29 protein-coding genes are annotated in these 26,573 nt (G+C 66.5%); 12 read left to right on the top strand and 17 right to left on the bottom strand.

All coding sequences use genetic code 11. The features are described from left to right. The first annotated feature begins 104 nt into the window (after positions 1 to 104). The gene (gene infC / locus ACETPF_RS09580; protein WP_373934217.1) at positions 105 to 638 is read left to right on the top strand and encodes a translation initiation factor IF-3; all 534 of its coding nucleotides are present in this window, start codon (positions 105 to 107) and stop codon (positions 636 to 638) included. Between the two features lie 62 nt (positions 639 to 700). Here the strand turns inward: infC and ACETPF_RS09585 are convergent, their stop codons facing one another. The 4 genes from ACETPF_RS09585 to ACETPF_RS09600 all read right to left on the bottom strand — a co-directional run bounded on the left by ACETPF_RS09585 (position 701) and on the right by ACETPF_RS09600 (position 4,090). Further along, positions 701 to 1,816, bottom strand: coding sequence for a zinc-binding dehydrogenase (locus ACETPF_RS09585; RefSeq protein ID WP_373934218.1), 1,116 nt, complete (start codon positions 1,814 to 1,816; stop codon positions 701 to 703). 16 nt (positions 1,817 to 1,832) lie between these two features. Continuing rightward, positions 1,833 to 2,507 (bottom strand): peptide-methionine (S)-S-oxide reductase MsrA, encoded by a 675-nt coding sequence (msrA, locus tag ACETPF_RS09590; protein ID WP_373934219.1) that lies wholly within the window; start codon positions 2,505 to 2,507, stop codon positions 1,833 to 1,835. Continuing rightward, positions 2,491 to 2,676 (bottom strand): hypothetical protein, encoded by a 186-nt coding sequence (locus tag ACETPF_RS09595; RefSeq protein WP_373934316.1) that lies wholly within the window; start codon positions 2,674 to 2,676, stop codon positions 2,491 to 2,493. The genes msrA and ACETPF_RS09595 overlap by 17 nt, the downstream gene beginning before the upstream one ends. A 211-nt stretch (positions 2,677 to 2,887) precedes the next feature. Next, positions 2,888 to 4,090 (bottom strand): pyridoxal phosphate-dependent aminotransferase, encoded by a 1,203-nt coding sequence (locus tag ACETPF_RS09600; RefSeq protein WP_373934220.1) that lies wholly within the window; start codon positions 4,088 to 4,090, stop codon positions 2,888 to 2,890. Between the two features lie 208 nt (positions 4,091 to 4,298). Between ACETPF_RS09600 and ACETPF_RS09605 the strand changes: the two genes are divergently transcribed. After that, complete coding sequence (locus tag ACETPF_RS09605; RefSeq protein ID WP_373934221.1) at positions 4,299 to 5,360, top strand: helix-turn-helix transcriptional regulator; 1,062 nt, start codon at positions 4,299 to 4,301, stop codon at positions 5,358 to 5,360. 1 nt (position 5,361) lies between these two features. Here ACETPF_RS09605 and ACETPF_RS09610 read toward each other — a convergent pair whose 3' ends face one another. Together ACETPF_RS09610 and pabB are read right to left on the bottom strand one after the other, a co-directional pair. Continuing rightward, complete coding sequence (locus ACETPF_RS09610; RefSeq protein WP_373934222.1) at positions 5,362 to 5,985, bottom strand: aminotransferase class IV; 624 nt, start codon at positions 5,983 to 5,985, stop codon at positions 5,362 to 5,364. Between the two features lie 26 nt (positions 5,986 to 6,011). Then, on the bottom strand, positions 6,012 to 7,184 hold the full coding sequence (gene pabB / locus ACETPF_RS09615) for an aminodeoxychorismate synthase component I (RefSeq protein ID WP_373934223.1): 1,173 nt from the start codon (positions 7,182 to 7,184) through the stop codon (positions 6,012 to 6,014). Positions 7,185 to 7,322: 138 nt separating this feature from the next. Here pabB and ACETPF_RS09620 point away from each other — a divergent pair, with 138 nt between their 5' ends. Next, on the top strand, positions 7,323 to 7,694 hold the full coding sequence (locus ACETPF_RS09620) for a DUF983 domain-containing protein (RefSeq protein WP_373934224.1): 372 nt from the start codon (positions 7,323 to 7,325) through the stop codon (positions 7,692 to 7,694). A 3-nt stretch (positions 7,695 to 7,697) separates the two neighbouring features. On the opposite strand, the gene ACETPF_RS09625 is transcribed toward ACETPF_RS09620, so the two are convergent. Then, positions 7,698 to 8,135 carry an acyl-CoA thioesterase gene (locus tag ACETPF_RS09625; RefSeq protein ID WP_373934225.1) on the bottom strand — a complete coding sequence of 146 codons (438 nt, stop codon included), beginning with the start codon at positions 8,133 to 8,135 and terminating at the stop codon, positions 7,698 to 7,700. 207 nt (positions 8,136 to 8,342) lie between these two features. On the opposite strand from ACETPF_RS09625, the gene ACETPF_RS09630 reads away from it, so the two are divergent. From ACETPF_RS09630 to ACETPF_RS09640, 3 genes are all read left to right on the top strand, one after another. Next, positions 8,343 to 9,575: a YceI family protein gene (locus ACETPF_RS09630; RefSeq protein ID WP_373934226.1), complete on the top strand. Its 1,233-nt coding sequence runs from the start codon at positions 8,343 to 8,345 to the stop codon at positions 9,573 to 9,575. Next, positions 9,572 to 9,922, top strand: coding sequence for a Rap1a/Tai family immunity protein (locus ACETPF_RS09635; RefSeq protein ID WP_373934227.1), 351 nt, complete (start codon positions 9,572 to 9,574; stop codon positions 9,920 to 9,922). The genes ACETPF_RS09630 and ACETPF_RS09635 overlap by 4 nt, the downstream gene beginning before the upstream one ends. A 98-nt stretch (positions 9,923 to 10,020) precedes the next feature. Next, entirely contained in the window at positions 10,021 to 11,391 is a 1,371-nt protein-coding gene (locus ACETPF_RS09640) for a class II 3-deoxy-7-phosphoheptulonate synthase (RefSeq protein ID WP_373934228.1), read from the top strand. Positions 11,392 to 11,570: 179 nt separating this feature from the next. Here the strand turns inward: ACETPF_RS09640 and ACETPF_RS09645 are convergent, their stop codons facing one another. After that, positions 11,571 to 12,347 (bottom strand): TerC family protein, encoded by a 777-nt coding sequence (locus ACETPF_RS09645; protein ID WP_373934229.1) that lies wholly within the window; start codon positions 12,345 to 12,347, stop codon positions 11,571 to 11,573. A gap of 168 nt (positions 12,348 to 12,515) precedes the next feature. Beyond that, a complete protein-coding gene (locus ACETPF_RS09650; RefSeq protein WP_373934230.1) occupies positions 12,516 to 13,754 on the bottom strand; it encodes a phospholipase D-like domain-containing protein in 1,239 nt (412 codons plus the stop codon). 88 nt (positions 13,755 to 13,842) lie between these two features. Here ACETPF_RS09650 and rpoZ point away from each other — a divergent pair, with 88 nt between their 5' ends. Then, positions 13,843 to 14,187 (top strand): DNA-directed RNA polymerase subunit omega, encoded by a 345-nt coding sequence (gene rpoZ, locus ACETPF_RS09655; protein WP_328276546.1) that lies wholly within the window; start codon positions 13,843 to 13,845, stop codon positions 14,185 to 14,187. Between the two features lie 85 nt (positions 14,188 to 14,272). Here the strand turns inward: rpoZ and ACETPF_RS09660 are convergent, their stop codons facing one another. The 7 genes from ACETPF_RS09660 to ACETPF_RS09690 all read right to left on the bottom strand — a co-directional run bounded on the left by ACETPF_RS09660 (position 14,273) and on the right by ACETPF_RS09690 (position 22,217). Then, positions 14,273 to 14,956, bottom strand: a complete 684-nt coding sequence (locus tag ACETPF_RS09660) for a Fe2+-dependent dioxygenase (protein ID WP_373934231.1) — start codon at positions 14,954 to 14,956, stop codon at positions 14,273 to 14,275. A gap of 58 nt (positions 14,957 to 15,014) precedes the next feature. Beyond that, positions 15,015 to 17,384, bottom strand: coding sequence for a TonB-dependent receptor (locus ACETPF_RS09665; RefSeq protein ID WP_373934232.1), 2,370 nt, complete (start codon positions 17,382 to 17,384; stop codon positions 15,015 to 15,017). Between the two features lie 77 nt (positions 17,385 to 17,461). Further along, entirely contained in the window at positions 17,462 to 17,728 is a 267-nt protein-coding gene (locus ACETPF_RS09670; RefSeq protein WP_373934233.1) for a ribbon-helix-helix domain-containing protein, read from the bottom strand. Further along, complete coding sequence (gene phbB / locus ACETPF_RS09675) at positions 17,728 to 18,450, bottom strand: acetoacetyl-CoA reductase (protein WP_373934234.1); 723 nt, start codon at positions 18,448 to 18,450, stop codon at positions 17,728 to 17,730. Before phbB ends, ACETPF_RS09670 begins: the two co-directional genes overlap by 1 nt. A gap of 21 nt (positions 18,451 to 18,471) precedes the next feature. Then, entirely contained in the window at positions 18,472 to 19,479 is a 1,008-nt protein-coding gene (hemH, locus tag ACETPF_RS09680; RefSeq protein ID WP_373934235.1) for a ferrochelatase, read from the bottom strand. Beyond that, the gene (locus tag ACETPF_RS09685; RefSeq protein WP_373934236.1) at positions 19,476 to 21,743 is read right to left on the bottom strand and encodes a molybdopterin cofactor-binding domain-containing protein; all 2,268 of its coding nucleotides are present in this window, start codon (positions 21,741 to 21,743) and stop codon (positions 19,476 to 19,478) included. The genes hemH and ACETPF_RS09685 overlap by 4 nt, the downstream gene beginning before the upstream one ends. A 39-nt stretch (positions 21,744 to 21,782) precedes the next feature. Then, a complete protein-coding gene (locus tag ACETPF_RS09690; protein WP_373934237.1) occupies positions 21,783 to 22,217 on the bottom strand; it encodes a CoA-binding protein in 435 nt (144 codons plus the stop codon). 154 nt (positions 22,218 to 22,371) lie between these two features. On the opposite strand from ACETPF_RS09690, the gene ACETPF_RS09695 reads away from it, so the two are divergent. Genes ACETPF_RS09695 through argC form a run of 3 tightly spaced genes read left to right on the top strand, consistent with a single transcriptional unit; the run spans position 22,372 to position 24,588 of the window. Then, positions 22,372 to 22,779, top strand: coding sequence for a MarR family transcriptional regulator (locus ACETPF_RS09695; protein ID WP_373934238.1), 408 nt, complete (start codon positions 22,372 to 22,374; stop codon positions 22,777 to 22,779). Further along, a complete protein-coding gene (locus ACETPF_RS09700) occupies positions 22,739 to 23,647 on the top strand; it encodes a C40 family peptidase (RefSeq protein ID WP_373934239.1) in 909 nt (302 codons plus the stop codon). The genes ACETPF_RS09695 and ACETPF_RS09700 overlap by 41 nt, the downstream gene beginning before the upstream one ends. Continuing rightward, positions 23,644 to 24,588: an N-acetyl-gamma-glutamyl-phosphate reductase gene (argC, locus tag ACETPF_RS09705; protein ID WP_373934240.1), complete on the top strand. Its 945-nt coding sequence runs from the start codon at positions 23,644 to 23,646 to the stop codon at positions 24,586 to 24,588. The genes ACETPF_RS09700 and argC overlap by 4 nt, the downstream gene beginning before the upstream one ends. Positions 24,589 to 24,592: 4 nt before the next feature. Here the strand turns inward: argC and ACETPF_RS09710 are convergent, their stop codons facing one another. Next, positions 24,593 to 24,802 (bottom strand): hypothetical protein, encoded by a 210-nt coding sequence (locus ACETPF_RS09710; protein WP_373934241.1) that lies wholly within the window; start codon positions 24,800 to 24,802, stop codon positions 24,593 to 24,595. Positions 24,803 to 25,035: 233 nt separating this feature from the next. Here ACETPF_RS09710 and ACETPF_RS09715 point away from each other — a divergent pair, with 233 nt between their 5' ends. After that, the gene (locus ACETPF_RS09715) at positions 25,036 to 25,203 is read left to right on the top strand and encodes a hypothetical protein (RefSeq protein ID WP_373934242.1); all 168 of its coding nucleotides are present in this window, start codon (positions 25,036 to 25,038) and stop codon (positions 25,201 to 25,203) included. Positions 25,204 to 25,246: 43 nt separating this feature from the next. Beyond that, on the top strand, positions 25,247 to 26,572 hold the full coding sequence (locus ACETPF_RS09720) for a PQQ-dependent sugar dehydrogenase (RefSeq protein WP_373934243.1): 1,326 nt from the start codon (positions 25,247 to 25,249) through the stop codon (positions 26,570 to 26,572). Position 26,573 lies beyond the last annotated feature (1 nt).

The following is a 26,573-nucleotide window of genomic DNA, read 5'->3' on the forward strand; positions in this document are numbered from 1 at the left end:
TCCGCTTTGGCGGAGCCACGCGCCCCTTTCGGTTTTCCGCAAAAGCCGCTAAGAGCCGTCCGTTTTCGATAACGACCACAGGAGATATTGCTATACGTCCCCCGATGATGCGCCGCCCGCTGGCGCCGCCGCCTAAGTCCGGCCCCCGCTACAACGAGTTCATCACCGTGCCCAAGGTGCGCGTGATCGATGACGAAGGCGAAAATCTCGGTGTGATGTTTACGCAGGAGGCGATCGAGCAGGCCTATGAGGTCGGTCTCGATCTGGTCGAGGTATCGCCCAACGCCGACCCGCCGGTCTGCAAGTTCCTGGACATCGGCAAATATAAGTACGAGGCCCAGAAGAAGGCGAATATCGCCCGCAAGACCCAGAAGACGCAGGAGATCAAGGAGATCAAGATGCGTCCGAACATCGACGATCATGACTATGATACGAAGATGAAGAAGGTCCATGACTTCATCGGCGAAGGCGACAAGGTGAAGATCACCCTGCGCTTCCGCGGCCGCGAACTCAGCCACCAGCAGCTCGGCATGAACCTGCTTCAGCGCGTGGCGGAGAATGTCGCGGAAATCGCCAAGGTCGAAGCCTATCCGCGCATGGAAGGCCGCCAGATGCTGATGGTGCTGTCGCCGAAATAAGGCGCGCGTCAACGGTCGGCCGAAACGGGCGGGCGCCGCAAGGCCCCGCCCTTTTTCATGGGTCAGCCGTTGGGCAGGATCAGATATTTCTCGCCCGTGCGGCGCGCATTATAGGCGAGCACCGCCTCACGGGTCAGCGCTTCCTCCAGCGACAACCGCGCCTTGTAATGGCTGGCGAACAGGGTGGTCAAATTGTCGCGGACGCGCTGGCGCATCCGCTCGGCCGTGTCCGGCCCGGCCTTTTGCAGAAACGGGAAAAGCAGCCAGCCCGATACGTCCCAGGTGAAGCCGAAGCTGCGCGTCAGGATCGTCGGCGCCATGTCGAGCGCGCCGTAGATATAGGCATGTTTGGGGCTGCTCGATCCGTAGCGGCTGTAAGTCGCGCCCCGGCCGGCGACCTTTTCCATCGCGTGCAGGATCTGGCTGACCTGCTTGCCGCCGCCAATGGCGTCGAACGCCACGGTCGCGCCGGTCGCGGCGATGGCCTCCTCCAGCCGGGCGGAGAAGTCCGCGTCGCTGCTGTTGATCACATGCTCCGCGCCGATGCCGCGCAGTAGCGCAACCTGCTCCGCGCTGCGAACGATGTTGACGAGGCCGAGGCCATCGACCTGCGCGACCCTGACGAGCATCTGGCCGAGGTTGGAGGCGGCGGCGGTGTGGACGATCGCCTTGTGCCCGCCGGCCTTCGCCGTTTCGATGAAGCCCAGGACCGTCATCGGATTGACGAACGCGGACGCGCCCTGCTCCGCCGTGACATCGTCAGGCAGCGCGATGCAATCGCTCGCGTCGATCAGGCGATATTGGACATACATGTCGCCGCCGATCATCGCGACTCGCTTGCCGATCAGCGCCTGCGCCGCCGCCCCGTCGCCGGCGGCCATGACAGTGCCTGCCGCTTCGTTCCCGACGCCCAGAGGCTGTCCGATTCGCGCCGCCATCGCCCTGACCGCCGGTTCGGGCATCTGCGCGACGATCCGGCGGGGGGCATAATCGGCGGAAGCGACATCGGCCGGACCGAACATCAGGCCAAGGTCGGACGGGTTGATCGGCGCGGCCTCGACCCGCACCAACAGCTGATTTCCGGTCGGCACGGGCAGCGCATCCTCGACCAGTTCCACCGTCAGGCGGCCGTCTTCCGCCAGGGTCGACAGCAGTTTCAGGCCCCTCGTCTCGCTCATGTCTCGCTCCTGTTCGTCAGGCGGACGGGCGATCCCGGTATAGGTCGGGGTACATCGCCTTCAGCGCCGCCAGCTTGGGTTGATCCCAGCGCATGATATAGGGATGGCGCGGATTTTTCCGCATGAAATCCTGATGGTCCTCGCCGGCATTCTGGAAGCCGGTGAAACGCTCGACCTTCGTCACCACCGGGTCACGCCACAGGCCGGCCTTGCCCAATTGCGCGAGATAGGCGCGCGCCGCCTTGTCCTGCTCGGCATTGAGCGGGAACAGCGCGCTGCGATATTGGGTGCCGTGGTCCGGCCCCTGATAGTTTAGCGTGGTCGGATCGGCGATGACCGAGAAGAAGACGCGCAGCAGCGTACCGTAGCTGACTTGCTTGGGATCATAGGTGACGCGCACCGATTCGGCGAAACCCGTGTCGCCGCCGCTCACCGTCTCATAATCGACGCGGCTGCCCTTCGGCCCGCCGGCAAAGCCGGAGACGGCGAGATGGACGCCCTTGATGTGGGAGAATACGCCTTCGACGCCCCAGTAGCAGCCACCGGCGAATATCGCCGTTTCCAGCTTGCGGGTGGGCGCGGCGTCGACCTGCGGCACGGGTGCCCGCACCGCACGCTCGGCGCAGGCGGGAGCCGCCACGGCGAGCGCCGTGACAGCGGCCAGGATCAAACGCTTAGAGCGCACCCGCATCGGTCTGGGTCGCCGCGACCGCCGTGCTGCTGAACATCGGTGGCTCGTCGGGCTGGAGCATGACCATGCCAACGGCGCCGATCGCAAACCCGCCCAGGAAGCGCAGGAACAGCTCAGATTTCAAAAACGCCAACATGGCGAACGCCTTTCGTCTCGTCTTGCCGGTCATCCCGGCCCCGGCTACCCGCATCCGACTTGCCCCTGTCTGAACGGCCGCCGCCGCATCAGCGACTTTCGACCAACATCGACATCAGGACGACGAACGGAGCGGAACTTTTAATTCAGTTTCTCTTCGCAACGGGGATATAGGCCGCGCCACGCCGAACACAAGACGGCGCGGCGCGAAAAGGACCGTTTCGGTTTTTTGCCTGGCCGGGCGCTTATTTCAGCGCGGCGCAGGCCTCCTGGATGCGGGTGCACGCCTTCTTGAGCACCTCGTCCGACGTCGCATAGCTGATGCGGAAGGCGGGCGAGAGGCCGAAGGCCGCGCCATGCACCGCCGCGACCTTCGCTTCGTCCAGGAAATAGCCGATCAGCGCCTCGTCGCTGTCGATCAGCGCGCCCTTGGGCGTCGTCTTGCCGATCACCCCGCTGGCGTCGGGATAGACGTAGAAAGCGCCCTCCGGCGTCGGGCAGTCGAGGCCCGGCGCATCGTTCAGCATTGCCACCACCATGTCGCGGCGCTTCTTGAACACGGCGTTGCGCTCCTCCAGGAAATCCTGCGGCCCGGTCAGCGCCGCCACCGCCGCCGCCTGGCTGATCGAGCAGGGATTGCTGGTCGATTGCGACTGGAGCTTGCCCATCGCCTTGATGATCCATTCGGGGCCGCCCGCGAAACCGATGCGCCAGCCGGTCATCGAGAAAGCCTTGGAGCAGCCATTGACCGTCAGCGTGCGGTCGTACAGCTCCGGGCACACCTGCGCGATGGTGGCGAAGGGGGTGGGCGCGTACCAGACATGTTCATACATGTCGTCGGTCATCACCAGCACATGGGGGTGGCGCAGCAGCACCTCCGCCAGCGCCTTCAGCTCATCGGCCGAATAGGCCGCGCCGGACGGATTGGAGGGGGAATTCAGCATCACCCACTTGGTGCGCGGCGTGATCGCGGCATCGAGCTGTGCCGCTGTGATCTTGTAGCCCTGGCTCGCCGGCCCTTCGATGAAGACGGGCGTCCCGCCCGCGAAGTTCACGATGTCGGGATAGCTGACCCAATAGGGCGCGGGAATGATGACCTCGTCCCCTACGTCCACCGTCGCCACCAGCGCGTTGAACAAAGTGTGCTTGCCGCCTGAATTGACGCTGATCTGGCTGCGCTTGAAGGTCAGGCCGTTGTCGCGCCGGAACTTGAACATGACCGCTTCCTTGACGTCGGCCGTGCCGTCCACGTCGGTATAGCGGGTCAGATTGTTGCGGATCGCCGCGATCCCGGCTTCCTTGACGAAGTCCGGCGTATCGAAGTCAGGCTCGCCCGCCGACAGGCCGATGACGTCCACGCCTTCGGCCTTCAGCGCGTTCACACGGGCGCTCATGGCGAGCGTGGCGGACGGCTGGATACGGCCCAGGGCGGCGGAAGTCTGGCTCATGGCAACAATCTTTCTCAAATTTCCCCTCGCCTGCACGATCGGCAGACGCGACGCCCCTTAGGCCGCAACGGACGCAGGGGCAACCGGCCACATCATGGCATCTGGCCCCGGAAGAAAATGCCAAGCCGCCCGTGCGCTCCCCCGCATCCTACCGATTTTGTTCTGGCAACCGTCCGCCACCGCCCGATATGAAGGACTTGGGGGAAAAATGCTGATCGATTCGATCTACGAAGCAGCCGTCGTGCCACAGAATTGGGCGGGCGTGCTCGACGCGATTTCGGCGCGGTTCCACGCGCGCGGCGGCATGTTGATCCGCGCGTCGAGCAGCGGCCAGTCCAGCATCACCTCGCCCGCGATCGAGGAAACCGTGCGACTGTTCGAACAGTCGCCCTATGTAACCCAGAATGTCCGGGTCGAACGGCTGGCTGCCCATCCGCCGCATCCCGGCTTCCTCACCGATCTCGATCTGGTGACGGAGGAAGAGACCCGCACCCTGCCCATCTACACCGGCTGGCTGATTCCAAAGGGCGTAGCAGTCGGCGCCGCCACCCTGATCAACGATGTCGGCGATTCGCGGCTACTGATGAGCCTCGAAGGGCTGCCCGATCATGACGCCGCCCGCCTCGCCATCCCGGAACTCGACACGCTGCGTCCCCATATCGCCCGGTCGGCGATGCTTGCCGCGCGCTTCCACTTTGAAAAGATGCGCTCCTCGGTCGAGGCGTTGTCGGCGGTCGGCTTCGCCGCCGCGCTGATCGACCGGCGGGGCCGAATCGCGCTGGCCAACCCCGCTTTCGAGCAGAGCCTGCCCACCCTCATCGGCCCGCACGGCGCGCTGCGCCTGCCCAGCCCGGCGGCGCAGGCACAGTTAGATCGCGGCCTGGCCGGCATCGATACGGCCGGCGCCTCGATCGGCCTTCGCGGCGGAGAGGAGGACGCCTTCCGCGTGCTGCATCTCGTGCCGGTGCGCGGCGACGCGCGCGACATCTTCACCAACGTCGCCGCCTTCCTGATTCTGGTCGATCCCGCCCGCCGCACGACGCCGGGCACTGGCCTGCTCCAGTCCTTGTTCGACCTGTCCCCCGCCGAAGCGCGCATCGCCGATCAGCTCGCGCGCGGCCTGTCCCTGGGCGAAACCGCGCAGGCAGCGAAAGTCTCGACCGAAACCGTGCGCAAGCAACTCGCCAGCATCTTCGCCAAGACCGGCGTCAACCGCCAAACCGATCTCGTCGCCATGCTGGGGCAGGTTGTTCGCCCCGGCGAAGGCTGAGCTACCGCGCCAACGTCGCGGCCACCATGCCGCGCGCCGCATTGCCGATGAAGAAGCCGCGCTCCAGGTCGGCGACGCGCAGATCGCCCTCGATCGCCTCGCCCATGTCGATCAGGCTCTGCCGCAGGATGCCGGGCAGCACCCCGCGCGACAGTGGCGGCGTCACCAGCTTGTCGCCGCGCTCGACGAAGAGGGAGGAGAAACATCCCTCGGTCAGATAACCGTCCGCGTCCTTCAGCAGCACCTCATAGGTGCCGCCGCGCTTCAGCGCGTCGCGATAGAGCGAGCGGTCGGTGGTCTTGTGCCGCAACCGGCCGTCGTCGGCGGGCGCATGGCGCGGCACCACGGCGACGGGCATGATCGCCTGTGGCCAGGTGCGATGATCGCGCACCTCGATCGCGATCGCCCCGCCGCGCGAGGCGAGCAGCCGAACCCGGCTCTTCGCGCGCAGGCGGAAGGTCGCAGCCTGAAGCTCGTTCCGCACCCCGTGCCGGTCGAACTGGAACCCCAGCGCATCGGCGCTCGCCTTCAGCCGAGTCAGATGCAGGTCGAGCAGCCTGATCCCCTCCAGGGGATCGAAGGCCATGGTTTCCAGCAGGTCGAACCGTCCGTCGGCAAAGGGCATGGGCCTTCCTTCCCGCCCCGCCGCGCTCAAGTCAAGCCGGTGAGGAAACGCGCCTTCGCCAGGCATTCGCGCCATTCGGCCTCGCCGACCGAATCCGCGACGATGCCGGAGCCGAGGCCGAGGCGCGCTTCCCCCTGCCCGTCGCGCAGCGTCAGCGTGCGGATCGCGACGTTGAAGGCCGCGTCCCCTTCCGGGTCGATCCAGCCCATGGCCCCTGTATAGACGCCGCGCGGAAACGGCTCGACCGCGTCGATAATTTCCATCGCCCGGACCTTGGGCGCGCCGGTGATCGACCCGCAGGGGAACAGCACGCGCAGCACGTCGACCGGCGCCAGCCCCGGCAGCAGCCGCGCGCGCACCGTCGACACGAGTTGGTGCACGGTCGGGAAGGTCTCGACCCGGAACAGGTCGGGCACCGTCACGCTGCCCGCGCGCGACACGCGCGAGAGGTCGTTGCGCAGCAAGTCGACGATCATCAGATTTTCGGCGCGCTGCTTGGCGTCGCTCTCCAGCCAACGGGCGATCGCTGCGTCGTCGTTCGCGTCTGCCCCGCGCGTCGCCGTTCCCTTCATCGGCCGCGCGGTGAGCTGCCCGCGCACCAGCGTGAAGAAGAGTTCGGGCGAAAAGGACAGGATCGTCTCGGCCCCGGTGCGGATGATTCCGCCATAGCCCGCCGCCGCGCGCGGCCGAAACGTGGCGTAGAGCGCGACGGGATTGCCCGCCAGTTCGACAGCGCAGGGAAAGGTCAGATTGACCTGATAGATGTCGCCCGCGCGGATATAGTCCTGCACCTGGGCGAAGGCGGCCCGATACTCGTCCTCATTCAGCGCCGGGCGCAGCGCGCCGACCCGCGCGCCGGCCGGATCGGGCAGCATCGGCGCAAGGTCGCCGGGCGGAATGAAACGCACCCCTTCATAAAGGCCGAACCACAGCAGCGGTCCTCCCGCTCCTTCGCGGCGCCGCGCTATCGGGGCAAGCCGCTCTTCCAGCGCCAGTCCGGCTTCATAGGCCATGTAGCCCGCCGCATGGAGCCCATGTTCGGCCGCCTCGGCCAGCCGGTCCAGCGCCGGCTGCACCTCCGCCATCGTCCTCGCGCTTACCACCCCCACCGGATCGCGATACAGCCGCGCGGGCGCGGGCGCATGGGCGCGCGCATCATCGAACAGGCAGTAGGGCTCGTCGCCGCCGGGCAGGTACATGGCGCTGTCTTAGAGAGGCGCGCGCGCCGGGGAAAGGGGTGACGCTTGCCTTACGCGCGCGCTATTCCTAGACGCTCCGTGTTCCGGCGAAAGCCGGAACCCAGTCCCGCCCTCACCCTCTTGCAGGACGCCTGCACCATGACCCAAGGCCGCCCCGACCGCCCGATCCGCCCCGCGATCCTGCTCGGCCTGCGCGGCCGCTGTCCGCGCTGCGGCGAGGGGCGGATGTTTGCGCGCTTCCTGAAGCCCGCGCCCTCCTGCGCCGCCTGCGGTCAGCCGCTCGACGTGCACCAGGCCGACGATCTGCCCGCCTATCTCGTCATCCTGCTGCTCGGCCACATCATCGTGCCGCTGATGATCGAGGTGAACGCCGCTTTCTCCGTGCCTCTGCTCTGGCAGGCGGCGATCTGGCCGGCGCTTGCGGGGGTTCTTGCCCTGGCGCTGATCCAGCCGGTGAAGGGCGCGGTCATCGCATTTCAGTGGAGCCGGCGCTTGGCGGGCTTCGCCTGACTCCTATCCGGGACGTCGCAGGAAGTTCAGCTCCATCGCCTCGCGCAGCGTCTCGTCGATCACGCGGCGCCCTTCCGGCCCATGGGTCACGACCGTCGTGTCGGCGGTGGCGACGCAGACGCCTTTCTGAAACCCGGCAGAGCTGATCGTCCAACTGGTCCGCCCGATATGCCCGATCGCGCAATGCACCTCGAACGGATAGGGGAAATGGGATTCCTCGATGAAGTTCAGGGACACCGCCGCCACGAGCCAGCGCACCCCCTGTTCCTGCGGATGGCGGCCGAGATGATGGTGGAACCGGATACGCGCGGTCTCGAAAATACCCGAGATCGCGACATTGTTGATATGGCCCATCGTGTCCAGGTCTTGAAACCGCGTGTCGATGCTGGTGACGAAGCTGTAGGCGTTCGGATCGAACCGCCAGGCGTCGGGTTTGGCCATGTCTCGTCCCTTTTTGTGGGGGTAATCCGAAACTCTTAGCCCGGTCGGAACGGGATGCAATCACATCGGCAATTATGCCGCGCTTCTGCGTCCTTTTCGCCACAGCATGGATTGCATTTGGCACCGCGACCTTTTCCGCGCGGTCGATGGACTTCGGCGTCGGCAAGGCATAGTTTCGCCGCCGACACAACATGCGAAGGATCGCCCATGCACCGCTACAGCCGCACCGCCATATTGCTGCACTGGGTGATCGCTGCATTGCTGGCATTCCAGATCGCGGTGGGATGGGCGTTGGAGGACCTGGGCGCGCGCGGCTTTGCCCTGTTCCAACTGCACAAGTCGGTCGGGATGGCGGTGCTGGCGCTGACCCTGCTGCGGATCGCGGTCCGCTATTGGAAACCGCGCCCGCCCAAGTTGGAAGGCGGCTGGCAGGGGACACTCGCCAGCGCCGTACATGCCGGCCTCTACGCCTTCATGCTGGGCGCGCCGCTGACCGGTTGGGCGCTCGTGTCGACCGCGAAGGTCAAGGTGCCAACCCTGATCTTCGGCGTCCTGCCCCTGCCCCACCTGCCGCTTTCCGCCGCCGCGCATGAGATTGCCGAGAATGGGCATGGCCTGCTCGCCTGGATCGGCATCGCCCTGCTCGCGCTCCACGTCGCGGGCGCGCTGCGCCACCATCTGCTGATGCGCGACGGCCTGCTCTGGCGGATGGTGCCGGGGCGATCGTCCTTGCTGCTGGTTGCCCTGCCCGCCTTGCTTCTTGTCGGCTTCGCCGCCGGCCGCGCCATCCTGCCCGGCGCTCAGCCGGCGCCTGCTGCCCCCGCGCCGATCGAAGCCGACGCGCCGGAAAATATCGCCGAAGCCGAGCCCGCCAACCTCGCCGTCGCCGACAATGCCGCCGCCAACGCCGCCGAACCGGCCGCCGAGGAAGAGGAGCCCGCCGGCCCGCCCCCGGCCTGGACCATTCAGCCCGGCGGCCGCGTCGGCTTTTCGGTCGGCAATGATGGCGAAACGATCAGCGGCACCTTTTCGAAATGGACCGCCGCGATCGTCATGGACCCCGACCATCCCGAAAGCACGGACATCAAGGTGACGATCGACGTCGGATCGGCCAGCGTCGGCGACGCCTACAAGGACGGGATGCTGCCGGGCGACGAGTTTTTCGCCGCCGCCGCTCACCCGACCGCGACCTTCGTCGCCAAGGGCGCGCAGGCGGCTGGCCCCGGTCGCTATCGCGCCAGCGGCACGCTGACGCTGAAAGGCGTGTCGAAGCCGCAGACGATCCGCTTCACCCTGGCGGGCAAGGACGCCACCCGCACCGTCTCCGGAAGCGCCACCGTCGCCCGCGCATCCTTCGGCGTCGGCAATGGCGACAGCAGCAAGGGGCTTGGCCCGCAGGTCGCCGTCACCTTCGCCTTCACCGCAAAGAAAAAGGAATGACCCGCACGCTCCTCTTCTGCGCGCTGCTCGCGGCCGCCACGCCCGCCCCCGCGCCGGCGCAGACCTACATGTTCGAGACCGGCGACACGCTGCGCGCCAAATGCCGCAACAAGGCGCCCGAATATGCGCTTGCCTGCACCGCCTATATCGTCGGCGTGGTCGACGGCATCCGCAAGGACATGTTCATCGGCCGCGCCCGCCCGGTGTGCTGGCCCGACCGCATGGGCGCGGACGAAGCGCGCGCGACCGTCCTTGCCTATCTCGACCGCTGGCCCGACCAGCGCAAGGCGCCTGCCTCCGTCCTCGTCAGCGTCGCCCTCAACGAACGCTGGCCCTGTCAAAAATAGCCGATCGTTTCGCTCGATCGCGGGCCAACCGCTATAAACTTGCCTAACGCCCATCGAAAGCGTAGGTGCGCCCCCTATTTTCGTGAAGGAGACTCGACGTGGCGGCGAAGTGGACGCCGGATAGCTGGCGCAGCCATAAGGGCATTCAGATGCCCTTCTATCGGGATGCCGACGCGCTCGCGTCGGTGGAGGCCCAGCTCAGCCAGTTTCCGCCGCTCGTCTTCGCGGGCGAGGCGCGGCATCTGAAGGCCGACCTTGCCAAGGTCGCGGCCGGCGACGCCTTCCTGCTCCAGGGCGGCGACTGCGCCGAAAGCTTTGCCGAGTTCCACCCGAACAACATCCGCGACACGTTCCGCGTGCTGCTCCAGATGGCGGTGGTGCTGACCTTCGCGTCGAAGCTGCCGGTGGTGAAGGTCGGCCGCATGGCGGGCCAGTTCGCCAAGCCGCGATCGGCCGACACCGAGACGATCGGCGGGGTGGAGCTGCCCAGCTATCGCGGCGATAACGTCAACGATATCGCCTTCACGCCGGAAGCGCGCGAACCGGACCCGGAGCGGATGGTTCGCGCCTACAACCAGTCGGCCGCGACGCTCAACCTGCTGCGCGCCTTCTCGACCGGCGGCTATGCGTCGCTCGACCGGGTGCATGGCTGGATGCTCGACTTCATGGGCCGATCGCCCTGGGCCGCCAAGTTCGAACAAATGGCCGACCAGATCGGCCAGGCGCTTGACTTCATGCGCGCCTGCGGCCTCGATGCCGACAGCGTGCCGCAGCTGGGCGGCACCAGCTTCTACACCAGCCACGAAGCGCTGCTGCTCCCCTTCGAGCAGGCGCTGACCCGGCAGGACAGCCTGACCGGCGACTGGTTCGACACCAGCGCGCACATGCTCTGGATCGGCGACCGTACCCGGTTCGAGGGCTCCGCTCATATCGAATATCTGCGCGGCATCGGCAATCCCATCGGCATGAAGTGCGGCCCTTCGCTGGAGCCGGACGCGCTGATCCGCCTGCTCGACGTGCTGAACCCGTCACGCGAAGCCGGCCGCATCACCCTCATCACCCGATATGGCCATGACAAGATCGAGGCGGGCCTGCCGAAACTTGTTCGCGCGGTGCTGCGCGAAGGGCATCCGGTGGTCTGGTCGTGCGACCCGATGCACGGCAACGTCATCAAGGCCGCTAACGGCTACAAGACCCGCCCGTTCGACCGCATCCTGGCCGAAGTACGCGGCTTCTTCGCGGTGCACCGCGCCGAGGGAAGCTTTGGTGGCGGCATCCATGCGGAAATGACCGGCCAGAACGTGACCGAATGCACCGGCGGCGCGATCGCCATCACCGACGAGGGGCTGGCCGACCGCTACCACACCCATTGCGACCCGCGCCTCAACGCCGCGCAGTCGCTGGAACTGGCCTTCCTTCTCGCCGAAATGCTGAACGAGGAACTGAAGGAACGCCGCGCCGCGGCATGACGCCTGATCCCTCTCCCTTGACGGGAGAGGGCTGCGAAGACTTGGCAGCGTGCTGCCTAGTCGTAGCTGGGTGAGGGTGAAGCCACGTCACGGCGGCGTCCCAACGTCCCCTCATCCAGCTCCGCCTAGCCGCTGCGCGGCAAGGCTCCATGTCCTTCTCCCCCAAGGGGAGAAGGACGCTACCTCCCCCCCGTCGCCCGCCGGGCAAAGATATTCAGCACCTCGACCAGCGTCGAGAATGCCATGGCCGCGTAGATATAGCCCTTTGGCACATGCACGCCGAAGCCGTCGGCGATCAGCACCGCGCCGATCATCAGCAGGAAGCCCAGCGCCAGCATCACGACTGTCGGATTGCGCGCGATGAAGTTGGCAAGCGGGTCGGCGGCGATCAGCATAACCGTCACCGCCACGATCACGGCGATATACATGACCGCCAGGTTATCGGTCATCCCCACCGCCGTCAGGATCGAATCGAGCGAAAAGATCATGTCGAGCAGGATGATCTGCACGATCGCGCTGCCGAAGGTCAGCGTGGCGACGCTTTTCTTGTCCAGCACATCGTCGTCGCCATGCGGATCGACATTGTGATGGATCTCCTTGGTCGCCTTCCAGATCAGGAACAGTCCGCCCGCGATCAGGATGAGGTCGCGCCAGGAAAAGTCGGTCTCGAACGTCGGCGCGCCATGCTGGTCGGGCGGCCCGCTGAACCCCAGGTCGAACACCGGCTGGGTCAGCCCCACGATCCACGCGATCATCGACAGCAGCACCAGCCGCATCGCCAGCGCGAGACCGATGCCGATCTTCCGCGCCTTGGGCCGCTGCGCCTCGGGCAGCTTGTTGGTCAGGATCGAGATGAAGACCAGATTGTCGATCCCCAGCACCACCTCCATCACCACCAGTGCGACAAGCGCGGCAATGGCGGCCGGATCGGTGAAGGCGGCGATAAGGCTGTCCATATGTCTCCCCTGCATATGCCGGCAAATCGGCACGGCATCGAAACGGAAATCGTGCATCCCGGTTCCGCCCGGCCCTCAGCCAGACATGCTTTGTCACATGATGCCAGATCGCTTCGTCCGAAATGCGGCCGTCACCCTCCTTCGCCGATGCCTCGAAATACTTCGGCGTCAGTCCGCGTCCGGATTGCGGAAGTTCAATCGCCGCGTGACCGTATAGTCGAGCACGCCGACCAGCAGATAGCTGATCCATTGCTTGACGAGGGTCGGGAACGAGCGGTCGGCGCGATAGGTGGCCAGATCGATGGCGCGGCTGTGCGCGGCTTCGGTAGCGACAAAAGCGCGGACCTGTGCCGCGAAGTCAGAATCGTCGATCCGCAGCATGAGTTCGAGATTGAGGAACAGGCTTCGCATGTCGAAATTGGCCGAGCCGACATAGACGGCGTCGTCGATGACGAGCAGCTTCATGTGGAGCTTGCACGGCTGATATTCGTGGATTTCCACGCCGCGCTTGAGCAACGGGCCATAGAGCAGCCGCGCCGCCGAAACCGTCGCGAAATTGTCGGATTTCGCCGGAAGGACGAGCCGCGCGCCATCCCGCTGCGCGGCGCGGGCGATGCGCTTCAGCATCCCGCGCCCCGGCGAGAAATAGGCGGCGATCATGTCGACCCGGCGCGCCTGTTCCAGGTCGTGCTTGACCAGCTTGGCCCAGGGGCTGAAGTGTCGGGTCGGGCCGCCGATCAGCCAGCGGAAGGGGCTTGCCGGGTCGCGCGGCCGGGGCGGACGCCAGCGGCGGACCAGACGCCGCAGCGCGCGGAAGCCCTGGCGTTTGGAGGAGACCCAGCGCCACATATGTCCGAACCAGTTGCTCATCGCGCGCACCTCCGCCCCCTGCAACAGGAGACCGAGATCGCGCCAGCAATCGTCGGGCGGGATGCCGAAATAGCCGTCCTCGACATTGAAGCCGCCGATCAGCAGCGTCGCGTCATCAGCGATGGCCATCTTCTGATGGTTGCGGATGAGGTAACGGGTCGAGCGGCGGGTTCCGAAGCGGCCGAAATGCGCGCCGGCCTCGACCAGCGGCGCGAAGAAGCTGGCGGGCGTGTCCGCCGAGCCGAAGCCGTCAATCATCAGGGTGACGGCGACGCCGCGTCGCCGCGCCGCGATCAGGGCGTCGCGGATGCGGGCGCCGCTGTCGTCGGCGGCGAAGATGTAATAATAGAGTTTGAGGCTGACCCGCGCGCCGTCGATCAGGGCGAGAAGCGCGTCGCGCAACGCTTCGCCCCGCACGATCAGCCGCAGAGCGTGGCCGGCGATGTCAGCGCATATATCGGCGGCGTCGGCGTTGCCGGACTGTGGCTGGAGGGTCGCCATGGGGCCTAACTGCCGCATAAGCGTGCGCCATGCCATCGCTTTATGGCCTTTTATTGACTCCCGCCGGGCCGGCTGCTAGGCGGCGCTTTCACGATTTTCCATCCGCAATATCAGGAGGCCCTGTTTGGCCCGCGTTACCGTCGAAGATTGCGTCGACAAGGTTACCAACCGTTTTGACCTCGTCCTTCTCGCCGCCCAGCGCGCGCGGGAGATTTCCGGCGGCGCCGAACTGACGATCGATCGCGACCGCGACAAAAACCCGGTCGTGGCGTTGCGCGAGATCGCCGAGGAAACGGTGTTGCCGGACGAACTGCATGATTCGCTCGTCGGATCGCTGCAGAAGGTGCAGATCGACGATGACGACACGCCGGACGAGATCGGGTCGATCGCCCAGTCGGCCGAAGCGCTGCGCCTGACGGCCGCCGCGCCGCCGCGCAACCAGAATATCGGTGGCGACTACGACGGCTGACGGTCCACGCGCCTGACGAGCTTGGAGAGGGAAAGAGGCCCGGCCCGCGCGAGTGGGACCGGGCCTCGACCGTTTTGAGGCAGGATCACGCCTCCGCCCAGCGGCGCAGGAGATTGTGATAGACGCCGGTGAGGCGGATCACGTCGGCATGATCCTGGCCGAGTTGCGCCGCGAGGCCCTGCACGCTGCGGTCCAGGTCGAACAGCATCTGGCGCGCGGCGTCGTCGCGGATCATCGACTGGAGCCAGAAGAAGCTGGCGACCCGCCGCCCGCGCGTCACCGGCTCGACCCGGTGCAGCGAGGAGGACGGGTACAGGACCGCATGGCCAGCGGGGAGCTTCACCTGCTGCACGCCGAACTGGGTTTCGACGGTCAGTTCGCCGCCGTCATAGGCTCGCGGATCTTCGAGGAATACGGTCATCGACAGGTCTGAGCGGACCCGGAAGCCGGTGCCAGGCTGGATGCGGACGGCATTGTCGACATGGACGCCGAACGCTTGCCCCCCGGCATAGCTGTTGAACAGTGGCGGGTAGATTTTGAGCGGCAACGCAGCGGCGATGAACAGCGGGGACCGTCCCAGCGCGTCGAGCACGATCTGGCCGGCCTGTTTCGCGGCGGCGCTGTCTTCGGGCAATTGCAGGTTGCGCTTGGCAAGCGCGGACTGCGGGCCGGAGGTTGCGTTGCCGTCGATCCAGTCGGCCGCGTCGACCAGCTCACGGACGGAGGACACCCCGGCGGGGTCGAGCAGGTCGGGGATGGCGATCAGCATGAGCGAGGAATAAGCGAGCGGGGGAGGACGGGCAACCGCCCTGCCCCCGCCCCCAAAATCAGAAGCTGTAGAAGAGGCTGAGCCGGGCGGCGCGCCCTTCGCCCGGAGCGGCCCAGCCGCCCGAGACGACGCCGTTGGTCGCGCTGATATTGTTACGGATGCCGGTGTAGTAGGTCTTGTCGAACAGGTTCTGGACGTTGATCTGCGCGGTCAGGCCGTTGTCGAAGGCCCAGGACAGGAAGGCGCGGTGGACCCAATAGTCGTCCGACCGATATTGCGTCCGGTTGAAGAGGTTGGACTGGTTGAGCGCGAAGCTGCCCTGATAGGTGACGCCATAACCGAGTTCGAGGCCGAAGGGCAGGCGGTAGCTGGTATAGAGGCTGCCCGAATGTTTCGGCGTCTGGATGAGAGCGTCGCCCTTCGATGGATCGGGCAGCGCGGCGCTGTTGGAACAGGCGGCGCGGGGATTGGCGATGCAGCTGTCCGACGTACCCTGCACGATCTTGCCGTCAAGATAGGTGTAGTTGGCGAAGATCAGCCATTGCGGCGTGATATTGCCGGTGAGGCCGAGCGCGACGCCATCCACCCGAGACCGGCCGTCGAGAACCTGGAAAGTCGCGTTGGTGGCGGGATCGTTGGTGGGTATGCGGTAATTGGTGCGTTCGTTGCGGAAGAGCGCGGCGGTGGCGAGCAGCTTGCCGCCCATCAGGTTCGCCTTTGCGCCGATTTCGTAGCTGCGCGCGGTTTCCGGCGCGACGTCGCAGAAATTGACGAAGGTCGCGCCCGATCCGGTCGTGCAGCCGGCGCGCACGGTCGCTGACGAAGGCGTCTTGCTGTTGGCGAAGGCGGCGTAGAGGCTGACATCCTGTGTCGGCTTGAACACCCCGCCGACGCGGTAGGAGAAAAGGCTTTCCTTGCTGCGCTGGACGATGCCGGGCGTCGTGCCGCCGCCGGCCGCAGGCAGCGCGACGGTGTCGGCGCGGAAGATGTTGCGGACATCTTCGTAGCGCAGGCCGCCGTTCAGCTCGAACTGGCCCAGCTCGATGGTGTCGAAGGCGTAGATGGCGAGATTGCGGCTGTCGCCATAGCTATGACCCGAGACGATCCGATTCACCGCGCCGGTCCAGTTGGTGTTGGGGCTGGCGAGGCTGATGTCGGGCTCCGCCACGGTCGCGCCGGCGGCGGTGCGGAGAAGGTTCGCGCTGGTCAGGCGATAATCCTCCTGCGTTGCCGATGCGCCGACGACGAGCGTGTTGCGGATGCCGCCCGCGTCGCCGCTGACGATGCGGAGGTCGGTCTGGGCATAGAAAAGGTCATTGAGTTGGTCGCGGACGAGCCCGCGCGGACCGGAAGGGCGATAGGTGCCGGCCGCCATGCCCGCCGAACAGGCGAGCGGGGTCGTCAGATCGGTGGCGGTCACCGGTTGCACCCCGCTGGCGAGGCAATAGGTGCCCTGCGGCGCGCTGGTGATGCTGTCCTGGCGCACGCGCTGCCAGCGGCCCAGCGTTCGGAGCGAGACGGCGTCGCTGAACTGATGCGCGAAGATCGCGGTGAAGCGGTCGATGTCGATATCCTGCCGGTCGAGATTGGCGATGCCGAAATAATCGCTGTCATCGACACCGGGCAGCGGGCCGTCATTGATCGCGTTCTTGAAGAAGGGCACCCCATAGACCGGCGTGTTGCGGTCCTCCTGATGGAAATAGGAGAGGCTGAGGCTGGTCGGGCCGTCCATGCCGAGCTTGACGGAAGGAGCAACGGCCCAGCGCTTGAAGCGCTCGACATCGCGTCCCGGCAGGTCGTTGCGGTGGACCATGGCGTTCAGGCGGATGCCGATGAAGTCCGACGCGCGGATATTGCTGTCCACCGTGGCGCGATAATAATCATCGGTGCCAACACCTGCTTCGAGGATGGTCAGGTTTTCCGCCTGCGGCGCCTTCGACACGAGGTTGATCGTGCCGCCGACCGAGCCCGAGCCGTTGTAGACCGAGTTGGCGCCATTATAGACCTCCACCTGCTGCATGTTGAACGGGTCGGTGCGGCTATATTGGGCGCTGTCGCGCACGCCATCCTGGGTGATGTCGTTATTGGCCGAATAGCCGCGCAGGTTGATGCTGTCGCCATAGCCGCCGCCACCCTCGCCCGCGCCGAAGGTGATGCCGGGGACGGTCGTCAACACGTCGCGCAGGGTGAGCAAATTCTGCTTCTTGATCGTCTGGTCGGAAATGATCGTGATGGTCTGCGGCGTGTCGAGCACAGGGGCGGTATTTTTGGGGTTCACCGTCTGGTCGGCGTAGATCTGTCCGGTCACGACGATGGAATCCTGCGCCGTCACTGCTGCGGGCGCATCGGCGGCCAGGGCAGGCCCGCTCGTCAGTGCACCGACGCAGCTGAGCGCGAGGAAGGATGCGGATTTTGCGGTAACGGCCATGATGGTCCCCCTGTTCGGTTGGTGGGACCGCTATTGCGAATCGTTCTTACTGTCAATGCTAATGCGAATAATTCCTATCAGCGATAGCCGCACGCTCGATCGAAGAGCCAGCAGCGGATCGCACTTGCGAGATTGGGGGTGGGGTCGACGGCAAGACGCGCGACATCGATGCGCGCTATCAGTGCGTTGGTCGGGAGGTTTTCCGCCGCCGCCGCGGCGCGCAGCGCGTCCCAGAATATGGGTTCGAGGCTGATCGCGGTCTGATGACCTGCGATGGTGACGCTGCGCTTGACCGGCGGCGCAAGGGACGGCCCCGAGGGCTGGTCGGAGCCGTCCCTGTTCATCAATACATATGCTGGCCGCCGTTGATCGACAGCGTGCTGCCGGTCACGAAGCCGCCATCCTCGCTGCAGAAGAAGGCGACGCCTCGCGCGATTTCATGCGCCTGGCCGAGACGGCCGACCGGGATTTTGGCAACGATCTTCTCCAGCACTGGCGCGGGCACGGCGGCAACCATGTCGGTGTCGATATAGCCGGGCGCGATGGCGTTGACGGTCACACCCGATTTTGCGCCCTCCTGCGCCAGCGCCTTGGTGAAGCCATGGATGCCCGATTTGGCGGCGGCATAGTTGACCTGGCCGTACTGGCCCGCCTGACCGTTGATCGAGCCGATATTGACGATCCGGCCCCAGCCACGCTCGCGCATTCCGCCGAAGGTCGCCTTCGCCATGTTGAAGCAACCGCCCAGGTTGATCCGCATCACCTCGTTCCAGTCGTCGAAGCTCATCTTCGCAAGCACGCCGTCGCGGGTGATGCCGGCATTGTTGACGACGATATCGATCGGGCCGAGCTGTTCGGCGACCTGCGCGCAGCCGTCGAGGCAAGCCTGATGATCGCCGACATCCCATTTGAACGCCGCGATGCCGGTTTCGTCGGAGAAGGCCTTCGCCTTCGCGTCATTACCGGCATAATTGGCCGCGACGGTGTAGCCCATGTCCTTCAGCGCCAGGCTGATCGCCTCGCCAATGCCCCGCGTCCCGCCGGTTACGATCGCCACTCTCGACATTCGGCTTCCTCCTTCAAAGGGTCAGTCGATCCAACCCGAAAGTTCACGGCTGATTAGCCTGTGATAGAGGGTGATAGCTTCGCCCGAGGCATTTAGACAGGGCAAATAGGCGAATTTCTCTCCGCCTTTTGCCAGAAACACCTCTTTCGCCCGCAACGCGATTTCCTCCAGCGTTTCAAGGCAGTCGGCGGAAAAGCCTGGTGTCACAACGGCAACATTCCTGACACCTTCGTCCACCATCCGGGCCAGGGTCGATTCCGTCTCCGGCTCCAGCCATTTGGCGCGGCCGAAGCGCGACTGGAAGCTCATATGGACGGGAAGCGCCAGCGCCTCGCGCAGCAGGCGGACGGTCTTGACCGACTGGCAATGATAGGGATCGCCGAGGCGCAATGTCCGCTCCGGCATCCCGTGGAAGCTGGCGAGAAGCGCTTGCGGCGCGAAGTCCAGCGCGGCGATGCTGCGCTTGATCGAGGCCTTGAGCGCGGCGATATAGGCCGGGTCGTCATGGTAGGGCGGCAGGGTGCGGATGGCGGGCTGCCAGCGCATCGCGGCGAGCGCGGCGAAGGCGGCGTCGTTGGCGGTGGCCGTCGTGGCGGCGCTATATTGCGGATAGAGCGGCGCGAGCAGGATGCGGTCGCATCCTGCCGCCTTCATCGCGGCGAGCCGGCTGGCGATGCCGGGATTGCCATAGCGCATCGCCCAATCGACCACGACCCCCTCCCCCATCGCGGCTTGCATCGCCTGCGCGGTGACGCGGGTGTGGACGGCGAGCGGGGAGCCTTCGTCGGTCCAGACCTGCCTGTAGGCATGGGCGGACTTTTTCGGGCGGGTGGTGAGAATGACGCCGCGCAGGATCGGCTGCCATAGGAGCGGCGGAATTTCCACCACGCGGCGGTCGGACAGGAATTCGGCCAGGTAACGCCGCACCGATTTGGGATCGGGGCCATCGGGCGTGCCGAGATTGATGAGCAGCACCCCGACCTTGGGCGACGGGATGGCGGGGTGATCGGCGGGCTTGGCGGTGGTCATGCGCTTCCCACTAGAGGCAGGCTGCGCAGGCGCTGACCTGTCCATGTGTACAGGGCGTTGGCGACGGCCGGGGCGACCAGCGGCGCGGCGAGATCGGTGACGCCCGCCGCATCGGCGGTGCTGCGGATCAGTTCGACCGTGACCTCCCCGATGTCGGCAAGGCGCGGCAGGTTCATGCGGCCAAGGATGGCGCGGGTGGGCAGGCCGCGTTCGTAGGGGACGGACGCGCCCATGGCGAAGGCGAGGCCGTAAAGCAGCCCGCCCTCGATCTGTTGTCGGGCGATGTCGGGATTGACCTGATCACCGGCGTCGACCGCCGCGACGATCCGCCCGACGCTGAGCGCGTCGCCGTTCATCGCAGCTTCGACCATGACGGCGGCATACGCCCCGCCCATCTGGTGCGCGGCGATCCCCTGCCCGCTTCCGGCCACCCCGCCCTGCCATCCGCCCATCGCCGCCGCCGTCGAAAGGCAATGGGCGAGGCGCGGATTGCCGCCGAGCATCTGGATGCGGAAGGACATGGCCTCCATCCCCGCGAGATGCGCGAGTTCATCGACGAAGCTTTCGGTGAAGAATGCGCCGTGGAGATGCGCGTTGCCACGGGTGAAGCCGAGGGGGAGGCCGACATCGCAAGGGTAATGGTCGATCGCCCAGTTGGGAATGGCGTAGGGCGGCGCCATGCCGGCGACGGCGAGGCGCGACGGGGTATCGGCGGCGGCGGCCGCAGCTTCATACGGCAGCTTGCGATCCGCGATCCGACCCCATGTCTGCGTCATCGCGCAGGGGGTGGCGACCTTCGCCAACCACCCTTCGATCGCGCCGTTTCGGCCGAGCTTGGCGGCCATGCGGGCATGGGCGGGCGCGCCGGGGCGGTCCTGAACCACATCCTCCAGCCGCGACCAGAGGAGTTGCACCGGGCGGCCCATGTCGCGGCTGATGAGCGCGGCCTGCACGCCCGCCTCCCAGTCCATTTTACGGCCGAAGGAGCCGCCGGCATGAAGCGGATAGAGGGTGACGGCGCTTTCGGGCAGACCGAGCGCGGCGGCGATGGCGTCCCGCGCCAGCGCAGGGGCCTGGGTGGCCAGCCAGACTTCCGCGCCATCTTCGGTGACCCGCGCGGTGGCGCAGAGCGGTTCAAGCGCGAGATGGAGACCGGGGTCGACCTGATATTCGCTGGCAAGGATGGTCGCGCCCTCGAACACCGGAGCCAAGTCGCCCTGGGAATAAACCCGGCGGCCGGCGGTGCTGGAGAAGGCCGCCTCCAACGCGGCATCGATGCTCTCGCTGCTGACCGGGGTTCCGCGCAGGGTGAAGACGGGATCGGCGAGGTCGAGCGCCTTGTTCGCCGCCCACCAGTTGCTGGCGACGGCGGCGACCCAACGCTCCTGCTTCACGAGCTTGAGGAATCCGGTGACGGTGGCGGGCGCGCGATCGTCGAGACCGCCAAGCGTCGCGTCGCCGATCGGCCCCTGCCGTATCGAGGCATAGACCATGTCGGGCAGGCGGATGTCGGCGGCGAAATTATGGCTGCCGTCGATCTTCGACGGGGTGTCGAGCCGGGGGAGATCCTGGCCGGCCAGGCGGTTCTCCTGCCCCTGGCGGTAGGGCAATATATCGGGCAGGACGAAGGTCATGGCCTCGCCGGCGACCTCGCCGATCCTCATCCGGCGCGCCGCGCCATCGGTGACGATGCCGCCTTGTATGTCGCAGCTTTCCCAGGGAATGCCCCAGCGCGCTGCGGCGGCCTTGCACAGCAGCACCCGCGCCGCCGCGCCCGCATCGCGATAGGCGTCGTGGAACATGGGGACGGAGGTGCCCCCGCCCGTCAGCATCAACGCGCCGCGCGTCGCATATTGCTCGATCGCCCAGTCCCCCGCGCCAACGATCAGCCGGGTCCAGTCGCTCGCCAGCCACTCGCGCGCCAGCAGCGTGTTGGCGTAGAGCGGGCTGACCGGCGCGCTCTGGACCGCCACCGTGCGCCAGTCAGCGCCGAGTTCGTCGGCCAATATCTGTGGCAGAAGCGTGGTGACGCCCTGCCCCGTTTCGGTCTGCGGCACGATGACGATGATCTGGCCGGAACGGTCGATCTTGAGGAAGGCGTTGACGATCGTCTCGTCGGGACCGGCATTGAGGTTCGGCTGGTAGCTACGCGGCCACGCGCCCCAGGCGAGCAGCAGACCCGCCGTCGCGCCGCCGCCGATGAGCAGGGTCCGGCGGTCGATGCCTTTCCGGCCTGTCGCACGTAGTCGCGGTGAACGCCCCATGGCTGCCCTGATAGGGACGGGCAGCCGCGATGCCTAGCGCTAATCGGCGGCGACGGGCGCGACGCCAAGACGCGGAACCTCGATCGCGGGGCAGCGGTCCATCACCACCTTAAGCCCGGCGGCTTCGGCGCGAGCGGCGGCGGCTTCGTTGACGACGCCGATCTGCATCCAGACCGATTTCGCGCCGACGGCAATGGCGTCGTCCACCGCCTTACCGGCGGCCTCGCTGCGGCGGAAGATATCCACCATGTCGATGGGCACGCCGATGTCGGACAGGCGGCCCCAGACGAATTCGCCATGGACATGCTCACCCGCGATCTGCGGGTTGACCGGCAGGACGCGATAGCCATGGCCCTGAAGGAAGGCCATGACCGAATAGCTGGCGCGGTCGGGCCGGTCGGATATGCCGACCAGCGCAATGGTGCGGGTTTGGGCAAGCAGGTCGGCAATGTCCGGGGCGGCGGTGAGCGGCATGGCGTGTCTCCTTTGTCCGTCAGATGGGGATGACGCGGGCGCGCGCAAAGCGTTCCCCTGCGCGCTTTGATGCGGCATCCGCTGGACCGGCTGGCACCGCGACTAGTGCCGCATCCGTTACGCAACCGGATTGTCAATCGTGCGTTAAGGCGGCATGAACGCGCACGCAGCCAATGGTCACGCCATCGAAGTCGAACGCCCGGGCATCCAGCCGCTCGGCCAATGGATGCGAACGCTTGTCGATTATGTCCGGTCAGGCAAGCCCGATCTGACCAACCGCCAGATGGCGCTGATGATGACCGTCTATATCGGCCAAGGGCCGCACACCGTACGGGGCCTTGCCGAAGCGCTGCATGTGTCCAAACCGGTCATCACCCGCGCGCTCAACAAATTGTCGGCGCTCGGCTATCTGCGGCGCGAGCGCGATGCGGCGGACCGGCGCAATATTTTCATCACCCGGACGCCCAAGGGGGCGGAATTTCTTGACGCCTTTCACCATTTCATCGCAGGAACCGCGCGCGATGAAAGGCACTCTCATATCTCAGCCGAACGGACCGTCTGAAAGAACCCGCTTCAAACTGGATGGCCGGTCGGTAGCGCTCGACCGCCGCGTCCATGCCGCGCGGGGCGACCTCGCCGACCTGTCGCTCGCCGGGATATTATTTTCCGCCCATTATGCGCGCGCGGTGCCGCTGACCTGCGTGGCGCCGGGCGCGGCGATCCTGGCGGCGGCCTCCCCCACGGCCGAAGCGGTGAGCCAGTTGCTGCGCGGCGAGGCGTTTCACGCGCTCGACGTCACCACCGACTGGGCCTGGGGCTTTTGCGGGCATGACGGCTATGTCGGCTATGTCCGGCGCGACGCGCTGGACGTCGCCGAAACGCCCACTCACCGGATCGCGGCGCGGGTCGCGCCTCTGTTCAGCGCCGCCGACATCAAGAGCCCGATCGCCGACTATTGGCCGGGGGGCGCGCAGTTCCTGGGCGAGGAGCAGGGTGACTTCATCGCCTGCGCCGAGGGCTTCGTTCATCGGCGCCATGCCGAGCCGGCCAATTTCCGGCCCGACGATTGGGTCGCGGTCGCGCAACGCTATCTGGGCCAGCCCTATGTCTGGGGCGGGCGTGGGCATCGCGGGATCGACTGTTCGGGGCTGGTGCAGGTGGCGCTGGGCCAGGCCGGCATCGCCGCGCCGCGCGACACCGACCTGCAATGCGAAGGGATCGGCAGCCCGATCGACAGCGAGGCGAAGTTGCGGCGCGGCGACCTCATCTTCTTCCCCGGCCATGTCGGCATCATGACCGATGAACGGACGTTGCTCCACGCCAACGCGCACTGGATGGCGGTGGTCGAGGAGCCGCTGGCCGATGTCGTCGCGCGGCTGGCTGCCCTGCACGAGCATCCCATCATCGCGCGGCGGAGGATCGAGGCATGAGCAGCCGGGTTTTCATCGACGGGGGCCATGGCACCACCGGCATCGAGATCGCCGAGCGGCTGGCCGGGCGGCCGGAACTGACGCTGCTGACGGTCGATGAGAAAGACCGCAGGGATGCCGGCGCGCGGCGCGAGGCGCTGAATGCCGCGGACATCGTCATCCTGTGCCTGCCCGACGAGGCGGCACGCGAGGCGGTGGCGCTGATCGACAATGACCGCACCCGCGTGATCGACGCATCGACGGCGCATCGCGTCGCCGACGGATGGACCTACGGCTTTCCCGAACTGGAGCCGGGGCATCGGGCGCAGCTGGCGGAGAGCCGCTTCGTCGCCAATCCGGGCTGCTGGCCTACCGGCTTTCTGGCTTTGGTCAGGCCGCTGGTGCTGGCGGGGCTGCTGCCTGCCGACTGGCCCGTGACGATATCGGGCGCGACCGGCTATTCGGGCGGCGGCAAGGCGATGATCGCGGAATATGAAGGCGCGGCGGGAGTCCCGAGCGCCTATCGCCCCTATGGTCTGTCACTGACGCACAAGCATCTGCCGGAAATGACGCGCTATTCGGGGCTGGCGCAGACGCCGATCTTTGCGCCGGGGGTAGCGAATGCCTATCGCGGCATGATCGTGGAGGTGCCGCTGCACCTGAACGCGCTGCCCGGCGCGCCGTCGGTTGGCGATGTTCATGCGACGCTCGCCGCCGCCTATGAAGGATCGCCGATCGTCAGCGTCGCGGCGCTGGAGGAGAGCGCTGCGATGACTGGCCTTGCGCTGGAGCATGTCGGCGCGACCGACCGTCTGGCGTTGTTCGTCTTCGCCAACGAAGCGACGGGGCAAATTCGGCTGGCGGCGGCGCTCGACAATCTGGGCAAGGGCGCGGCCGGCGCGGCGGTGCAGAACCTCAATATCCTTGCAGGGTTGCCGGAGACGGCGGGGCTGCGGCTTTAGCGCGTCAGTGGATCGTGCCCAGCGGCTGGTCGTAGGTCAGCAGTACGATCAGCCGCTCGATCTGCCGCCAGTGGCAGAAATGGATGTGATTGCCCTGATCGAGGCTGCGGTCGGCGCGCGCGGCGGCTTCATAGCCCGCGTTCGCGCCAAACGCCGCCATAAGTTCGGCGGCATCGTCATAGCTCTTGCGATTGGCAAGATATGGCAACTGCATGTGTGCGACCCCCCGCTTCTTATCCGGCGTGTTTGTGGGCAGACAGGTTCAACCGCCGTGCCATTTTCGCGCGATGGCGCAGGTGGCGGGCGACGAGGGTGAACGCTCCATTAGGCAAGTCCCGAACCGGGTCATTCGTGCCGGAACGGGACGGCGCGGTCCCTCTGCGGGGCACGCAAGGCCGCGGCGCAAAGAGGCTGGCATCGGTGGCGGGATGATGGCAAGGCGGGGCGATGACCAAAGGCAGCAAGACTCCGACCGGCGCGGGCGCGATTATCGCTCTGCTCATTCTGGGCGGCACGATCATCGGCGGATTGCTGGGGCAGCCGAGCATCGGATTGCTCACCGGACTGGCGCTGGGGATCGTCATCGCGCTGCTGCTCTATCTGCGCGAACGCTGATCGCCGCCTTGTCGCTGAACCGGCGGCGGCATAGATAGGCGGCATGAACAAACATATCATCGTCCTGCCGCTCGTCGCCCTGGCCCTTGCCGGCGGCGCTTTCCTCTATTTCGCGCAGGGCGACACCGCCCGGCTCCCCGCCGGGGCCGACACCGGGCGCGAGCCGGTCTTCACCAGCGCGCGCAGCGAGATGCTGCCCACCATCAATATCGCCGAGGTGAAGCCATGGGCCGCCGGCGCGAAGCCGGTGGCGGCGAAGGGGCTTGCCGTCGCGCGCTTCGCCGAGGGACTGGCGCATCCGCGATCGCTGCTGCGCCTGCCCAATGGCGACATATTGGTGGCCGAAACCAACAGCCCGCCCCGGCCCAAGGAAGGCATCGTCGACCGGGTCATGGCCTATTTCATGGACAAGGCGGGCGCGGGCGTGCCGTCTGCCAACCGCATCACCCTGCTGCGCGACGCCGATGGCGACGGGCGGGCGGAAACCAAGACCGCGTTCCTGACGGGGCTTCACTCGCCCTATGGCATGGCGCTGGTCGGCGACACGCTCTATGTCGCCAACACCGACGCCCTGATGGCTTTCCCCTATAAGGAAGGCGAGACCAGGATCAGCGGGAGGGGGCGCAAGATCGTCGATCTGCCAGCGCAGGGGCCGAATTATCACTGGACCAAGAGCCTGGCCGCCGGGCCCAATGGACTGCTCTATGTCGGCGTCGGCTCCAACAGCAATATCGGCGAGAAGGGGCTGGACCAGGAGAAGAACCGCGCGGCGGTGTGGGAGGTCAATCCCAAGACCGGATATAAGCGGGTGTTCGCGTCCGGCCTGCGCAACCCGGTGGGCCTGGCGTTCGAGCCGGAGAGCGGCGCGCTGTGGGGCGTGGTCAACGAGCGCGACATGCTGGGCAGCGACCTGGTGCCCGATTATCTGAGCCGGATCGAGTTCGGCGCATTCTACGGCTGGCCGTGGAATTATTGGGGCGGTTACGAGGACCGGCGGGTGCAGCCGCAGCGGCCGGAACTGCGCGAATATACCAAGCGGCCCGACTATGCGCTGGGCAACCATGTCGCGCCGCTGGGCCTGGCCTTTGCTGACGCGGTGAAGCTGGGCGCACCCTATGCGGAGGGGGCGTTTGTCGGGCTGCACGGAAGCTGGAACCGCAAACCAGCCGCCGGATATAAGGTCGTGTTCGTGGGCTTTGCCGATGGGGAAGCGGGCAAGGGCAAGCCGGTCGATGTGCTGACGGGCTTTCTGGACCGCGATGGCAACGCGCAGGGCCGGCCGGTCGACGTGACCGGCGACAAAAGCGGCGCGCTGCTGGTCAGCGACGATGTCGGCGGCGTGGTGTGGCGGGTGACGGCGGCCAAGTAGC

Origin of the sequence: Sphingobium agrisoli (assembly GCF_041877245.1) — a bacterium.
Lineage (GTDB): Bacteria > Pseudomonadota > Alphaproteobacteria > Sphingomonadales > Sphingomonadaceae > Sphingobium.